Consider the following 15,927-nt stretch of genomic DNA (forward strand, 5'->3'; position numbering starts at 1 on the left):
CTCAGCGCGGCAGCACGCTCGATCCCATCAGAGCCTCATCGATCGCGCGCGCCGCCTGGCGGCCCTCGCGGATTGCCCAGACGACCAGCGACTGGCCGCGCCGCACGTCGCCAGCCGCATAGAGCCTTTCGACGCTGGTTCTGTAATCGCGGTCATTGGCCTCGACGTTCTTCGAACGGCGGCTGTCGGTGACGATCGTCATCTGCCCGTCGAGTTCCGACACCGGCCCTCGAGCGGCCGGCCCGGCAAAGCCGATGGCGATGAACGCGAGATCGGCGCGGATGACGAATTCGGTGCCGGCGATCGGCTTGCGCTTTTCGTCGACCTCGCAGCATTTGACCCCGGTCAGCTGGCCGTCTTCGCCGATGAATTCAAGCGTCGCCACCTGGAATTCGCGCTCGGCGCCTTCGGCCTGCGAGGATGAGGTGCGCATCTTGGTCGCCCAGTAGGGCCAGACCGACAGCTTGTCTTCCTTTTCCGGCGGCTGCGGCCGGATGTCGAGCTGGGTGACGCGCACCGCGCCCTGGCGGAAGGCGGTACCGACGCAGTCGGAGGCAGTGTCGCCGCCGCCGACGACGACGACATGCTGGCCGCCGGCGACGATCGGGCGCGACGGCCATGCCACCGACTGGATCGGCTCGCCGCCGATGCGCTTGTTCTGCTGCACCAGATAGGGCATCGCGTCGTGCACGCCGTCGAGATCGTCGCCCGGGATGTTGGCCGGGCGCGGCGTTTCGGAACCGCCGCAATAGAGCACTGCGTCGTATTCGGCGAGCAGTTCGGCGACCGGCTTGTCGACGCCGACATTGACGCCGCAATGGAAGCTGACACCCTCGCCCTGCATCTGCTCGATGCGCCGGTCGATATAATGCTTCTCGATCTTGAAGTCGGGGATGCCGTAGCGCATCAGCCCGCCCGGCCGGCTCTCGCGCTCATAGACGTGAACGTCATGGCCGGCGCGGCCGAGTTGCTGGGCGGCCGCCATGCCGGCCGGCCCCGAGCCGATGATCGCGACGCGCTTGCCGGTCTTCCGTTCCGGCGGATAGGGCCGGATATGGCCGGTTTCATAGGCCTTGTCGGCAATCGCCTGCTCGATCGTCTTGATGGCGACCGGAATGTCCTCGAGGTTCAGCGTGCAGGCTTCCTCGCAAGGTGCCGGACAGATGCGGCCGGTGAATTCCGGAAAATTGTTGGTCGAATGCAGGTTGCGGATCGCGTTGTCCCAGTCGCCATTGTAGACGAGGTCGTTCCAGTCCGGGATCTGGTTGTGGATCGGGCAGCCGGTCGGTCCATGGCAATACGGAATGCCGCAATCCATGCAGCGCGCCGCCTGTTTCTCGACCTCCTTATCCGACATCGGCAGCGTGAACTCGCGGAAATGCCGGATGCGGTCGGAAGCCGGCTGGTACTTGTGCACCTGCCGATCGATCTCGAGAAACCCTGTTACCTTGCCCATAGTCCAGTCCCTGCTGTCCGGAAGGCACGCCTGGCGACGCACCCGTTAACCTCATAAGGCAGCCGTGGCAACCTTCAGTCCGAGGTCAGGATTGTTGATGAAGATGGTTGCCGGGACGCATGGCTTCCCGGCAATTTCCAAATCTATTCCGCCGCCACGTTCATGCGCATACGTTCCATCTCGATCAGCGCGCGGCGGTATTCGACCGGCATGATCTTCCGGAATTTCGGCCGGAAAATCGCCCAATCGTCGAGGATCTCGCGACCTCGTACCGAGCCCGTGTAATGGACGTGGTTGGAGATCAGCTGGTAGAGCCGCTCCTCGTCATGGCTGGTCATATCGCCGGATACGTCGACACGGCCCTTGTGGTCGAGATCGCCGCCATGGTGGAGCAGCTTTTCCATCAGGTCGTCCTCTTCCGGAACCGGCTCCAGCTCGACCATCGCCATGTTGCAGCGTTCGGCGAAATCGCCCGCCTCGTCGAGCACATAGGCGACGCCGCCCGACATGCCGGCGGCGAAGTTGCGACCGGTCTGGCCGATGACGACGACGATACCGCCGGTCATGTATTCGCAACCATGGTCGCCGACGCCTTCAACGACGGCGGCGACGCCCGAATTGCGCACGGCAAAACGCTCGCCGGCGACGCCGCAGAAATAGGCCTCGCCCTCGGTCGCGCCGTAGAGCACGGTATTGCCGACAATAATGGACTCGGCAGCAACGATCTTCGTATTCTCCGGCGGACGGATGACGATGCGGCCGCCCGACAGGCCCTTGCCGACATAGTCGTTGGCCGCGCCTACCAGTTCGAACGAGACGCCGCGCGCCAGGAAGGCGGCGAAGGACTGGCCGGCCGTGCCGGTGAGCTTGACCGAGATCGTGTCCTCCCGCAGGCCCTTGTGCTTGAAGCGCTTTGCCACTTCACCCGACAGCATGGCGCCGGTCGAACGGTCGACGTTGCGGATCGGCAGTTCGATGCTGACTGGCTGCCTGGCTTCGAGCGCCGGCTTTGCCAGTTCGATCAGCTTGCGGTCGAGCACGTCGTCGATCGGATGCTTCTGCCGCTCGGTCCAGTGCACCGCCTCGTGCGGCGCATCCGGCTTGTAGAACATCTTGCTGAAGTCGAGCCCGCGCGCCTTCCAGTGCTGGATCAGCTCGCGCTTTTCCAGAAGGTCGGTGTCGCCGATGATCTGGTCGAGATGGGTGTAGCCCATCTCGGCGAGCAGCGCCCGCACCTCTTCCGCCACATAGAAGAAGAAGTTGATGACGTGCTCGGGCGTGCCCTTGAAGCGCTTGCGCAGTACCGGGTCCTGCGTCGCGACGCCGACCGGGCAGGTGTTGAGATGGCACTTGCGCATCATGATGCAGCCGGCCGCGATCAACGGCGCGGTCGAGAAACCGAACTCGTCGGCGCCGAGCAGCGCGCCGATGACAACGTCCCGCCCGGTGCGCAGGCCGCCATCGACCTGCAGCGCGACGCGCGACCTGAGGCCGTTGAGCACCAGCGTCTGGTGCGTCTCGGCAAGGCCCATTTCCCACGGACTGCCGGCGTGCTTGAGCGAGGTCAGCGGTGAAGCGCCAGTGCCGCCGTCATAGCCTGATATGGTGATGTGATCGGCACGCGCCTTGGCGACGCCGGCCGCAACCGTGCCGACACCGACTTCCGAGACCAGCTTGACCGATACGTCCGCCGCCGGATTGACGTTCTTTAGGTCGTAGATGAGCTGCGCCAGATCCTCGATCGAATAGATATCGTGATGCGGCGGCGGCGAGATCAGGCCGACGCCCGGCGTCGAATGCCTGACTTTGGCGATGGTCGCGTCGACCTTGTGGCCCGGCAACTGGCCGCCCTCGCCGGGCTTTGCCCCTTGCGCGACCTTGATCTGCATCATGTCGGAATTGACAAGATACTCCGCCGTGACGCCAAAGCGTCCCGAGGCGACCTGCTTGATCGCCGAGCGTTCGGGGTTCTTGCCGCCGCCCGGCAGTGGCAGATAGCGGTCGGCCTCTTCGCCGCCCTCGCCGGTGTTCGACTTGCCGCCGATGGCGTTCATGGCGCGCGCCAGCGTCGTGTGCGCTTCCCTGGAGATCGAGCCGAAGGACATCGCCCCGGTCGAGAACCGCTTGACGATGTCGGCCGCCGGCATGACCTCGTCGAGCGAAACCTTCTTGCGCCCAGTTTCTTCCGCGAGCCTGATCTTGAACAGGCCGCGAATGGTCTGGGCACGGGCCGTCTCGCTGTCGATCTGGGCGGAATAGTCCTTGAACGTTTCCCACGAGCCCTGGCGCACGGCGTGCTGCAAGGTGGCCACCGCATCCGGCGACCAGATGTGTGCTTCACCGCGCATGCGGAACACGTATTCGCCGCCCACCTCGAGGCTGTTGCGCAGCACCGGGTCGTTGCCGAAACCATCGGTATGGCGGCTGAGCGTCTCGGCCGCGATCTCGTCCAGTCCGACGCCCTCGATCAGTGTCGCGGTGCCGGTGAAGTATTGCTGCACGAAATCGGTCTTCAGCCCGATGGCGTCGAAGATCTGCGCGCCGCAATAGGACTGGTAGGTCGAGATGCCCATCTTGGACATCACCTTGAGGATGCCCTTGCCGATCGACTTGATGTAGCGGGAGACCACTTCGTAGGCGTCCACCTCTTTCGGCAGTTCGCCACGCTTGTGCATATCGAGCAGCGTGTCGAAGGCAAGATAAGGGTTGATCGCCTCGGCGCCATAGCCGGCAAGGCAGCAGAAATGATGCACTTCGCGCGGCTCGCCGGATTCCACGACCAGCCCGACCGAAGTGCGCAATCCCTTGCGGATCAGGTGGTGGTGCACCGCGGCTGTCGCCAGAAGCGCCGGGATGGCGATCCGGTCCGGCCCGACCTGGCGGTCGGACAGGATGATGATGTTGTAGCCGCCGGCGACCGCCGCCTCCGCCCGCTCACACAAGCGGTCGATGGCACCCTGCATGCCCGCTGCGCCCTCGTTCGAGCCATAGGTAATGTCGATCGTCTTGGTGTCGAACCGGTCCTCGGTGTGGCCGATCGAGCGGATCTTTTCGAGATCGCCATTGGTCAGGATCGGCTGGCGCACCTCGAGCCGCTTGCGGCGCGAATTGCCAACCAGGTCGAAGATGTTGGGCCGCGGCCCGATGAAGGACACCAGGCTCATCACCAACTCCTCGCGGATTGGGTCGATCGGCGGGTTGGTGACCTGAGCAAAGTTCTGCTTGAAATAGGTGTAGAGCAGCTTCGACTTGTCCGACATCGCCGAGATCGGCGTGTCGGTGCCCATCGATCCCACGGCTTCCTGGCCGGTGGTCGCCATCGGCGACATCAACAGCTTGGTGTCTTCCTGGCTGTAGCCGAACGCCTGCTGGCGATCGAGCAGGCTGACATCCCTGCGCAATTCGCGCGGCTCGACCGGCTTCAGGTCTTCGAGGATGAGCTGCGTGTTGGCGAGCCAGCTCTTGTACGGATGCCTGGTCGCAATCTCCGACTTGAGCTCCTCGTCAGAGACGATGCGGCCCTTCTCGAGGTCGATCAGAAGCATACGGCCGGGCTGCAGCCGCCACTTCTTGACAATCCTCTCCTCCGGCACCGGCAGCACGCCGGCTTCCGAGGCCATGATGACGCGGTCATCGTCGGTGACGATGTAGCGTGCCGGGCGCAGACCGTTGCGGTCGAGCGTGGCGCCGATCTGGCGGCCATCGGTAAAGACCACCGCCGCCGGTCCGTCCCACGGCTCCATCAGCGCGGCATGGTATTCATAGAAAGCCTTGCGGTCGGCATCCATGAGCTTGTTGCCGGCCCAGGCTTCCGGGATCAGCATCATCATGGCGTGGCTGAGGCTGTACCCGCCCTGGAACAGGAACTCGAGCGCATTGTCGAAGCAGGCGGTGTCTGACTGGCCGTCGTAGGAGATTGGCCAAAGCTTCGAGATGTTGTTGCCGAACAGTTCGGAATCGACGGACGCCTGTCGCGCCGCCATCCAGTTGTTGTTGCCGCGCACGGTGTTGATCTCGCCATTGTGTGCGACCATGCGGTAGGGATGCGCCAGCTTCCACGACGGGAACGTGTTGGTCGAGAAGCGCTGGTGGACCAGGATCAGCGCGGTTTCGAAGCGCGGATCGGTGAGGTCCTTGTAATAGGCGCCGACCTGGTAGGCCAGGAACATGCCCTTGTAGACGATGGTGCGCGCCGACAGCGACACGCAGTAGGAACCGATGTCCTTGTTGTCGTTCTCGGCGTAGATGCGGCCCGATATCACCTTGCGCAACAGATAGAGCCTGGCCTCGTACTCCTCGTCGTCAAGAATGTCGGCTGTACGGCCGATGAATATCTGACGATGGAACGGCTCGGACGCCACGATATCAGGCGCCGTCGACAAGGACGAATTGTCGACGGGCACATCACGGAAACCGATGAGCGGAAGCCCCTCGGACTGCGCCGATTCGGCAATGATGTCCTCGATGTGAGCACGAAGTGCTGCATCCTGCGGCATGAACCAGTGTCCGACACCGTACTGACCGGCCGGCGGCAGTTCGATGCCCTGGGCTGCCATCTCTTCGCGGAAGAAACGGTCTGGAAGCTGCACCAGCACGCCGGCGCCATCGCCGGCCAGCGGATCGGCGCCGACGGCCCCGCGATGCGTCAGGTTTTCGAGCACGGCAAGACCGTCCTCGACGATCTGATGCGACTTCACGCCCTTCATGTTGACGATGAAGCCGACGCCGCAGGCATCATGCTCGTTGCGCGGATCGTAGAGGCCGTGCGCGGCATAGCCGGTGCTGGTTCGCCCAATATTGGTCAGGGACGGATTTTTGACGACTGCCGCTTTCGTCTGCGCGGCCTTCGTCGCAGATGGCGTCATGTCCGTCATCGTCCTGTCCTCCGTTCCGTCCCTTTCGGGCGCTGGTTTCCGTCGGGAAGCGCGTGGCTCCCCTTTCAATCTTGCGGCACGTCTGGCGAAATTCTTGCCGACCGTGCGGCTTTCCGCATGGTTCGCATATGATATTCGTACAGGCCAGAGCCAGGCTGTCTAGCTGTCGCTCGCGGCAATGGCCGTAGAGGCGCAATCATATGCCAATGCGGCCAGTTTTGTGCGACAAAATAAGACAGCACTACTGTCCTAAATTTTTATGACAGAAATCTTAAGCGCATACAAGACCGATTCACAAAATTATTGGAGCGTTGGCGACAGAAAATTGCGCGGAACGCGGCGACAGCGTAACCTTCAGTCGCTGCATCTACGGTCTGGCTTTCGCTGGCTTTAGCGGATTTTCGGCATCTGCCACTTGCGGCCGGCATGCGAAAGCGGCCAAGCTCGCACCAATTTTCCCAGCATAGGCAGACGCATGATTTTCGCTTCCGACAATTGGGCAGGCGCCCATCCCCGTATCGCTGCCGGCCTGTCGGCCCATACCGACGGCTTCTCCACCGCCTATGGCGACGGCGTCCTCGACAAGGCCGTTTACCAGCGCTTCAGTGAAATCTTCGAATGCGAGGTCGCGGTGTTTTTCGTGGCCACCGGCACCGCTGCCAATTCGCTGTCGCTGACTACCTACAACAAGCCAGGCGGCATTTCCTTCTGCCATCGCGAATCGCATGTCATCGAGGACGAATGCGGTGCACCGGAATATTTCACCGGCGGTTCGCGGCTTTATACAATCGACGGCGCACTCGGCAAGATCGATGCCGGCGATCTGGAACGGGCAGTGGACCGTTTCGCACCCGAAAACGTCCCTTCCGGGCGGCCGATGGCCGTTTCGATCACCCAATCGACCGAGGTCGGCACCGTGTACACGCTGAACGAAATCGCCAGGATTTCGGCGATTGCAAAGCAGCACGGATTGCCGCTGCACATGGACGGGGCCCGCTTTGCCAATGCGCTCGTCGCGCTGGGAACGACGCCGGCGGAAATGACCTGGAAGCACGGCGTCGACATCCTTTCCTTCGGCGGCACCAAGAATGGCTGCTGGTGCGCCGAGGCGATCGTGCTGTTCGACCTCGAGCGAGCCAAGGAATTGGCGTTTTTGCGCAAGCGCGCCGCCCAACTGTTCTCGAAATCGCGCTTCATCGCCGCGCAATTCGATGCTTATTTCAGGGGTGGGCTATGGCTCGACACGGCACGGCACGCCAATGCGATGGCGGCACGCCTAGCCGCGGCGATCGAAGATTCCCCTTCAGCCCGGCTGGCCTGGCTACCGCAGGCGAACGAGGTCTTCGCGGTCATGAAAAAGGCCGAGGCCGAAAGAGTGCAAGCAGCAGGCGCCGTGTTCCACGACTGGCATAGGCCGCTCGGCTACGACAACCATGTCGGCGAGGACGAAGCTCTCTATCGCTTCGTCACCAGCTTCGCGACCACGGCCGACGAGGTCGACCGTTTCGGCTACCTGCTCGCCGGATAGCAAGTCTTACCACCAGCAAAAAGGGGCGGCGCATTTGCTGCACCGCCCCTTTTTCCCGGGGAGTTGGCGTCCCGGGGAGTTTAGCTGCCCGATTTAGGCGGCGGTCTTGGCCTCGATCTGCTTGGCCTTGGCCGGAGCCGAGGTGATCGCGATCTTGCGCGGCTTCAGCTCTTCGGGGATGTTGCGCTTGAGGTCGACAAAAAGCAGGCCGTTCTTCAGCGCGGCGCCGACAACCTCGACGTGATCGGCAAGCTGGAAGCGGCGCTCGAAGGCTCGGCTGGCGATACCGCGATAGAGCAGTTCGGAGCCTTCGCCATTGGCTTCCTCCTTGCGCTCACCCTTGACGGTCAGCACATTGCGGTGAGCTTCGATCGAAATCTCATCTTCCGAGAAGCCGGCCACAGCCATCGAGATGCGATAGGCGTCCTCGCCGGTGCGCTCGATGTTGTAAGGCGGATAGGTCTGGCCTTCCGGCTGCGCAAGCGAATCGAGCATGGTGAACAGCCGGTCAAAACCGACGGTCGAACGGTAGAGCGGGGAAAAATCAACGTGACGCATGGTGTGTTCTCCTGTTGAGCAACAAGGTTTGCGTATGGCCGGTGCGAAACCCGTGACGGCGTTCCGGATGGGCCAGCGGCCCCGACATTGGCGGCCGCATAACAAATTTGGGAAGCGGGCGACGGCATTTCAAGATTTGCCCGCGTCCGAACCGCATCGGCCCCTGATCACGTCCCGATGCCGATGAACGGCAGATGAACCGTGGCTTCGGCGAGCGTTCAGCCAGACGGCATTAAAACTGTTCTCGAGATCAGAAACAGGTCGCCTGAGAAGGCGACACGACGAGGCCGAACCGGGTGTAACGTCCCTTCCTCCCGGGTCGACAGAGGCCGGAAGCACGCCCTAGGTTGCTTCCGGCCTTACTTGTTCGCTGCCTGGGTCAACGTCCCCGGCGTCCCGAATTCCTTTGCTTTTGGCGCATGGGCGTTTATGCCTGACTTGCGCCCACGCCGTCACCGACGCCAAGCAAACACCGTATGACCGATCTGTTCCCCCAGCCCTCCCTGTTCTACGAAACTCCAGGCAATCCGCTGCCGGAAAACGCGGCCGGCGGCTTCTTCACCACGCGCGACGGCAAGAAGATCCGCTATGGGCTGTTTGCCGCGGTTGCCCGCCCGATGAAGGGCACCGTCGTCGTCCTGACCGGCCGCAACGAGTGCATCGAGAAGTATTTCGAGACCATTCGCAACCTTGCCGACCGGGGTTTTGGCGTGGCGACCCTCGACTGGCGCGGCCAAGGCGCTTCCGACCGGATGATCGGCGATCGCCAGCGCGGCTACGTCCGAAGCTTTTTCGACTATACCGGCGATCTCGAGCAGTTCTTCGAAGAGATCGTGCTGCCCGATTGCCGGGGACCCTACTACATACTGGCCCATTCGGCCGGGGCGGTGATTGCGCTGCTCGCCGCACCCTCAATGGCGAACCGCGTACGTCGCATGGTGCTGATCGCACCATTCTTCACCGTGCCTGACCTCCCGGTTTCGGTAAAAACCGTTCGCGGCATCTGTTCGCTGTTCTGCCTTCTCGGCCTTGGCCGGCTCTATGCCGCATGGGGGCCGCGGCCGAAGGAATCGGTGCCCTTCGCCATAAACAAGCTGACCAGCGACCCGGAACGCTATCGGCGCAACACGCTGATCTACGAAACCTATCCGCAGCTGGCGCTCGGCGGACCGACGATCTGCTGGCTGAAGGCGGCCACGGAGGCGTCCTTGATCGTCAGCGACCCGGATTTCATGGCCAAGATCCAGGTGCCCTTGCTGATGATCGCCGCCGGCGCCGACCAGGTCGTCTCGACCAGGGCAGTCGAAGCCTATGCAAGACGTCTGCGCGTCGGCTCGCTAGTGATGATCGACGGCGCTCGCCACGAGATCCTGCAGGAGGCCGACCTCTATCGCGAGCAACTGCTTGCGGCATTCGATGCTTTCATCCCAGGAACCGGCGACGCTGTTTAACCGCTTCGCCAGCGCCCGGCAACAAAGCCTGCGCGGGTTGCTTGCCCGGCGCAGCTTGCCCCTTATTCCCGTTCAGGCATCGAGCGCTAGGTAGCGGCCAAAGAGATTGGAGGCAATTCGGCAGAGACCGGGAGAAAAACGACCATGAACGCATCGAACACGCTGTCACGTCAGGGGCATCGGCTACTGCAGATTGGCGTCGCGCTGCTGCTGTTTTCGTCATTCGAAGGGTTTGCAATACCGTACCTCGCCGCACCGCGGCTTGGACTGTCCGCCCACACGCTCAGCGCCCTGGAGGGCGTTCTCTTGCTGGCGCTAGGCCTCACATGGTCTAGGCTCAATCTCGGCGCGGCGATGTCGCGGATTGCGTTCTGGCTCCTGATCTATTCGGCTTTGGCGATCCTGGCCGCCTACGTGATCGCCAGCGCCTGGGGGGCCGGCAACGAGACAATGCCGTTGGCGGCCGGAGCCTTCCACGGAAGTGCCTTTCAGGAAACCGTCATCAAAGGCGTGGCGTATTCGTCTGCGCCGACCGGCCTCATCTCTTTCGTGCTCATTTTGTGGGGCCTGCGTCTCTCGGACGCTTGGCCTGCCGATAGCTAATGCATGTCCCGCAAAAGTGCGCAGCGGTTTTGCGATAACGACATCCAAACGAGCGCGTCTCCCATGAGTCGATTCAAACCCGACGCGCTTTAGAACCGTACCACGGTTTCCGTCGGATTTGCGCAAAACAAACGCTTGGGTATACGGATCCTCAGCCGCGCAGCGCCGCCATTGCTGCTGCGTGCAGCTCCGGCGTCGCCGCCGCCAGGATGTCGCCGCCCTTTTCCGCCGGTCCGCCCTCGAAAGTGGTGACGACGCCGCCTGCCTTCTCGATGATCGGGATAAGCGCAACGATGTCGTAGGGCTTCAATCCCGGATCGGCAACGATATCGACGCTGCCTGCCGCCACCATGGCGAAGGCATAGCAGTCGGTGCCGTAGCGGGCGAGCTGGACCTGTTGCTCGAACAAGTCGTAGCGCAGGCGCGCGTCTCCCTTGAACAGCGCCGGCGTGGTGGTGAACAGCGTCGCGTCGGCGAGATTTGTGGTCTTGCGCGTCGTGAGTTTTCGCGGGCCACCAGGACCTTCATAATGCGAGCCGGAAGCGTTGGCGTAGAACAGCTCGCCGGTGAAGGGCTGCGACATCATGCCGGCGACGGCATCGCCGTCGACCGTCAGCCCGACCAGCGTGCCCCATACCGGCAGGCCGGAAATAAAGGCGCGTGTGCCATCGATCGGATCGATCACCCAGACATGCCGGCTGGAGATGTTTTCGCTGCCATGTTCCTCGCCGAGAATTCCGTGATCGGGGTACTGCTCGCTGATCAGCACCCGGATGGCGCGCTCGGCCTCGCGGTCGGCCTCGGTGACCGGGTCGAAGCTGCCGCGCTCCTTGTTGGTGACCGCGCCCTGATTGCGGAAGCGCGGCAAGGTCTCGGCTGCGGCGGCACGCGCAATGCGCCGCATGAACTCGATGCTGATGTCCAACTGATTCTCCCGCTCCAGCATGTTTGAGATGCCGGTTTGCCTACGGATTTGTGCCGAAACAAGGGCGTTTTGTACCGAAACAAGGGCATTCGGAGCCTTTCGCACGACGCCAACTGTTGCTCGAATGCAACGCAGTCATCATGGAAATGCAATTTCCACTTCACAGTGAATTAAAAAAGCCGGAACGTGCCTTGACATTTGTGCAGCGCACAATACGTTTGTTCTCGGACAGGGGTTCCTGTCCATGCCCTCCTTGGGCGTTTCCTCCCTAGACTTCGACCGTGTCGTGCAAACGATGCGGTCTTTTTTTACGCTTTTTACGCTGCCACATGAGCGGCGAATGCCGCGATTCCGGCCGCTATTCGGCGGCCAGCGGCAGATCGACGAAATGATGATCCGGCATTGCCATCAACTCGGCCGAAAACCGCGCCAGGTCGTCGGCCAACGCGTCGAAACCAGCTGATCTCTGGAACGTCCGCTCATTCATGTAGAGCCCGCGATTGACCTCGATCTGCAGAGCATGCAGATGGCGCACGGGCCGGCCATAGTGCTCGGTAATGAAGCCTCCGGCATAGGGCTTGTTGTGGGCAACGCTGTAGCCCATGCCGGTGAGCAGGCCGATCGCCGTCTCGGTCAACGCCGCCGCGGCCGAGATGCCGAAACGGTCGCCGACGATGAAATCCGGCCGCAATCCGCTGTCGCCAACTCTTATGCTTGCCGGCATCGAGTGGCAGTCTATCAGCACGGCGTAGCCGAAGCGCGCATGCGTTCTGGTCAAGAGCCGCTTCAGCGTCTCGTGATAGGGCTTGTAGACCGCTTCGATGCGCGCGACGGCTTCTGCCAGCGGCAAGCGGCCGGAATAGATGTCGAGCCCCTCGCCGACCAGCTTGGGCACGGTGCCGAGCCCGCCGGCCACCCGCGCCGAGCGGATGTTGCAGAAGGACGGCACCGGTTCGGCGAACATGCGCGGGTCGAGTTCCCACGGCTCCCGGTTGACGTCGAGATAGGCGCGCGGGAAGTTTGCCGCCAGCATCGGCGCCCCGAGCGCGACGGCACCGCCGAACAATTCCTCGACATAGCAGTCCTCGGAGCGGCGGATGGCGTTGCGGTCCAGCTTGGCCATCGCCATGAACCGGTCCGGATAGTAGCGGCCGCTATGCGGCGAGTTGAAGAGGAAGGGAACGCGCTGTTCGGCGCCCGATCGGATTTCGAAGGGTGGAACGACCGAAAAATCCTCGGCTGCCGTTTTCAATTTGAACGAACCCGGAAATACCAATGCATCATGATAGGAAAGTGCCACCTCGCCGCCCGCATGTCCAGCCGCCGAAGCGCTAGCCAAATCAGGATTGTGCGCCCAACGTTCACTTGATGTTTACCGTCACCTCCTCATATACAGCATGGTTAACGGGCTTGCCGCACGGCATTGTCGGTTGGGTGATTCGGACGGGACAAGATGGCACGCATTCTGCTGGCGGAAGACGACGACGACATGCGCCGGTTCCTCGTCAAGGCGCTGGAGCGCGCCGGCTATCAGGTCAGCGATTTCGACAATGGTGCCAGCGCCTATGAGCGGTTGCGCGAGGAACCTTTTTCGCTGCTTTTGACCGACATAGTCATGCCGGAGATGGATGGCATCGAACTCGCCCGCCGCGCCACCGAGATCGACCCCGACCTCAAGGTGATGTTCATAACCGGCTTTGCCGCCGTCGCGCTGAACCCCGATTCGAAGGCGCCGAAAGACGCCAAGGTGCTGTCGAAGCCGTTCCACCTGCGCGACCTCGTCAACGAAGTCGAAAAGATGCTGCAGGCCGCCTGACGCGCTTTTTGTCCCGTCCTGACCGGCCCGGCAAGCCAGCCATTCTTTCCCTTTTCCCGCTATTGACGTGCAGAACCAAAAATGGTGTATGCGCGGCTTCGGATGGGCGTGTAGCTCAGCGGGAGAGCACTGCATTGACATTGCAGGGGTCACAGGTTCAATCCCTGTCACGCCCACCATCCAGACAATCCCTCAATCGGCCGTCGGTGTTTTCATCGGCTGACGTTCTCGGCCTGATCCGATCCTGACGCCGAGCTCGCCAATACCGACCTCAGGCCGCGCCGAGGCGAAGATCGCCAGTCTCGACGTGCTCCAGAAACCACGCATAGGTCTGTTCCAATCCGCTGCGCAGCGAGTAGCGCGGGCGCCAGCCGGTGGCGAACAGGCGCGATACGTCCATCAGCTTGCGCGGCGTGCCGTCCGGCTTTGTCGGATCGAATGTGATCGTGGCATCGGCGCCGGCGACCGACACGATGGTGCGGGCAAGGTCGGCAATGGTGATGTCTTCCCCAGAGCCGACATTGATGTGGCTGTCGCCGGCATAATTCTTCAACAGCCAGACCAGGGCGTCGGCGGCGTCGTCGACATGCAGGAATTCGCGCATCGGCGTGCCCGATCCCCACACCTCCAGGCTCTTGCGGCCGGCGCGCCTGGCCTCGTGCGCCTTGCGCATCAGAGCGGGCACGACATGGCTGGAATTGAGGTCGAAATTGTCGCCCGGGCCGTAGAGATTGGTCGGCATCGCCGAGATGTAGTCGACACCGTATTGGCGCCGGTAGGCCTGGCACAGTTTCAGTCCGGCGATCTTGGCGATCGCATACCATTCGTTGGTGGGTTCGAGCGGGCCGCTCAGCAAGGCGTCCTCGGAGATCGGCTGCGCCGCGAATTTGGGATAGATGCAGGATGAACCGAGAAACAGCAGCTTCTGCACCTCGTTACGGAAGGCGCTGTCGATGACATTGTTCTGCATGACGAGGTTGTCCTGCAGAAAATCGACCGGAAGCCTGTCGTTGGCCAGGATACCGCCGACCTTGGCCGCTGCCATCACCACTGCATCCGGCTTGCGGTCGGCCATCCAGCGCCGCACCCCGGCCTGGTCGAGAAGATCGAGCTCGGCGCGCGAGGCGGTCAGGACCTCGCAATCCTCGTCGGCCAATCTGCGCAGGATGGCCGAGCCGACCATGCCGCGATGCCCGGCGACAAAAACGCGCTTGCCCTGAAGGTCGAAGGTCATCAACTCACCCCAATGCAGAACGGCAGCTTTGCCAGTGGCCGGCGGAGCGCCGGATCGGCTTCTCTGTTGCCGGACGCATACCGCATACAGATTTATCCAGACAAGCCAAATCGCAAAACCGCCCAAACCAGGCGTTTGGATCAGACGCTGTAACGTCTAGCGATCAGACACCCGCTACTGCGCAGAGGCTTGTCATTCTGGCGATGGCGAGTTCCGGCTCGGCCAGCAACCCCGCCTGATCGGCAAGGCGAAAGACATCGGCATAGTGACGGATGCCGCGCGCCGATTGCATGCCGCCGATCATCGAAAAGTGCTCCTGATGGCCGTTAAGCCATGCCATGAAAACGATGCCGGCCTTGTAATATTCGGTCGGCGCCTCGAAGATCTTGCGCGACAGCGGCACTGTCGGGACCATCAGCGCGTCATAGCCGGCGCGGTCGCCGTCGGCCAGCTTTGCCAGCGCCGCATTGGCGACGGGCGCGATGGCATCGAAAATGCCGAGCAGCGCGTGCGAATGCCTGTCGCCGTCGCCGGCGATCAGCTCGGGGTAGTTGAAGTCGTCGCCAGTGAACATCACCACGCCCTCGGGCAGCCGGTCCCTGAGCGCGATCTCCTTGCCGGCATCGAGCAGCGATATCTTTATGCCTTCGACCTTGCCGGCATGGCGTTCGATGATCGCGATCACCGTCTCGAGCGCAGTTTCGAAATCGCTGCTGCCCCAGTAGCCTTTCAGCGCCGGGTCGAACATATCGCCCAGCCAGTGCAGGATGACCTTGCCGGAGGACTGGGACAGGATGCGGTCGTAGACACTGACATAATCGTCGGGCCCTTTGGCGACCGCCGCCAGTGCACGGCTGGCCATCATGATCGCCTTGCCGCCAAGTCCTTCGATGAAGCCGAGCTGCTCTTCATAGGCCGCGATGACATCGGCGAGCGTGCTCGCGGCGCCCGGCGCCAGATGGTCGGTGCCGGCGCCCGACGCGAGATCGGCGCCGTCGACGCTGCGCGCCTCGGCGATCGAGCGGCGGATTAATTCCCTGGCATTTGCCCAGTCGAAACCCATGCCGCGCTGCGAGGTGTCCATCGCTTCGGCGACGCGGAAGCCGAGCCGCCAAAGGTGACGGCGAAACGCCATCGTCTTGTCCCAGTCGACTGCCGGCCGGGACCACGGATCGGTCATCGCCACAGGATCGGCGACCACATGGGCGGCGGCATAGGCGATGCGCGAGAACCGCGCGCCGGCCGCAGGCTGCACCGGCTGGCCGACAAGCCGGTAGCGGATGCGGCCGCCGCCTTCCCCTGGCAAGGTGATGTCCATGGCTCTCTCCCTTCCCAGCGCCTATTAAATGGAACGTTCCAGTAAATCAAGATGCTTTGCCGCTCCGCCGTGCGCCGGTCGAATTGCGGCAGCGCAACAGCAGAAAGCCATACACTCCTTCGCAATTGGGCGCCATGAGCCGCATTTTCACGGATTCGCAAAAA

The 15,927-nt window shown here is 62.6% G+C and carries 11 protein-coding genes and 1 tRNA gene; 5 read left to right on the top strand and 7 right to left on the bottom strand.

Going from position 1 to position 15,927, the window contains the following annotated elements:
- Position 1: 1 nt before the first annotated feature.
- On the bottom strand, positions 2–1,456 hold the full coding sequence (locus NKJ09_RS15880) for a glutamate synthase subunit beta (RefSeq protein WP_352465855.1): 1,455 nt from the start codon (positions 1,454–1,456) through the stop codon (positions 2–4).
- Positions 1,457–1,599: 143 nt separating this feature from the next.
- Positions 1,600–6,330, bottom strand: coding sequence for a glutamate synthase large subunit (gene gltB, locus NKJ09_RS15885; protein ID WP_352494704.1), 4,731 nt, complete (start codon positions 6,328–6,330; stop codon positions 1,600–1,602).
- Between the two features lie 475 nt (positions 6,331–6,805).
- On the opposite strand from gltB, the gene NKJ09_RS15890 reads away from it, so the two are divergent.
- Positions 6,806–7,858 carry a threonine aldolase family protein gene (locus NKJ09_RS15890; protein ID WP_352494703.1) on the top strand — a complete coding sequence of 351 codons (1,053 nt, stop codon included), beginning with the start codon at positions 6,806–6,808 and terminating at the stop codon, positions 7,856–7,858.
- Positions 7,859–7,951: 93 nt separating this feature from the next.
- Here the strand turns inward: NKJ09_RS15890 and NKJ09_RS15895 are convergent, their stop codons facing one another.
- Complete coding sequence (locus NKJ09_RS15895; protein WP_352494702.1) at positions 7,952–8,416, bottom strand: Hsp20 family protein; 465 nt, start codon at positions 8,414–8,416, stop codon at positions 7,952–7,954.
- Between the two features lie 476 nt (positions 8,417–8,892).
- Between NKJ09_RS15895 and NKJ09_RS15900 the strand changes: the two genes are divergently transcribed.
- Both NKJ09_RS15900 and NKJ09_RS15905 read left to right on the top strand, forming a co-directional pair.
- Complete coding sequence (locus NKJ09_RS15900; RefSeq protein WP_352494701.1) at positions 8,893–9,867, top strand: alpha/beta fold hydrolase; 975 nt, start codon at positions 8,893–8,895, stop codon at positions 9,865–9,867.
- A 144-nt stretch (positions 9,868–10,011) separates the two neighbouring features.
- The gene (locus NKJ09_RS15905) at positions 10,012–10,470 is read left to right on the top strand and encodes a styrene oxide isomerase (RefSeq protein WP_023719087.1); all 459 of its coding nucleotides are present in this window, start codon (positions 10,012–10,014) and stop codon (positions 10,468–10,470) included.
- Between the two features lie 151 nt (positions 10,471–10,621).
- Here the strand turns inward: NKJ09_RS15905 and hisN are convergent, their stop codons facing one another.
- Positions 10,622–11,395: a histidinol-phosphatase gene (hisN, locus tag NKJ09_RS15910; protein WP_023719086.1), complete on the bottom strand. Its 774-nt coding sequence runs from the start codon at positions 11,393–11,395 to the stop codon at positions 10,622–10,624.
- Between the two features lie 358 nt (positions 11,396–11,753).
- A complete protein-coding gene (locus NKJ09_RS15915; RefSeq protein WP_352481931.1) occupies positions 11,754–12,695 on the bottom strand; it encodes an N-formylglutamate amidohydrolase in 942 nt (313 codons plus the stop codon).
- A 153-nt stretch (positions 12,696–12,848) separates the two neighbouring features.
- Between NKJ09_RS15915 and cpdR the strand changes: the two genes are divergently transcribed.
- The gene (gene cpdR, locus NKJ09_RS15920) at positions 12,849–13,211 is read left to right on the top strand and encodes a cell cycle two-component system response regulator CpdR (protein ID WP_006199474.1); all 363 of its coding nucleotides are present in this window, start codon (positions 12,849–12,851) and stop codon (positions 13,209–13,211) included.
- Positions 13,212–13,315: 104 nt separating this feature from the next.
- A tRNA-Val gene (locus NKJ09_RS15925) sits at positions 13,316–13,390 on the top strand.
- A gap of 92 nt (positions 13,391–13,482) precedes the next feature.
- Here the strand turns inward: NKJ09_RS15925 and fcl are convergent.
- Both fcl and NKJ09_RS15935 read right to left on the bottom strand, forming a co-directional pair.
- Positions 13,483–14,445 (bottom strand): GDP-L-fucose synthase, encoded by a 963-nt coding sequence (gene fcl / locus NKJ09_RS15930; protein WP_352481930.1) that lies wholly within the window; start codon positions 14,443–14,445, stop codon positions 13,483–13,485.
- A 163-nt stretch (positions 14,446–14,608) separates the two neighbouring features.
- A complete protein-coding gene (locus NKJ09_RS15935; protein ID WP_023719064.1) occupies positions 14,609–15,763 on the bottom strand; it encodes a dihydrodipicolinate synthase family protein in 1,155 nt (384 codons plus the stop codon).
- Positions 15,764–15,927: the final 164 nt, after the last annotated feature.

The sequence above is a fragment of the Mesorhizobium sp. M0189 genome, from assembly GCF_040322135.1.
Lineage (GTDB): Bacteria > Pseudomonadota > Alphaproteobacteria > Rhizobiales > Rhizobiaceae > Mesorhizobium.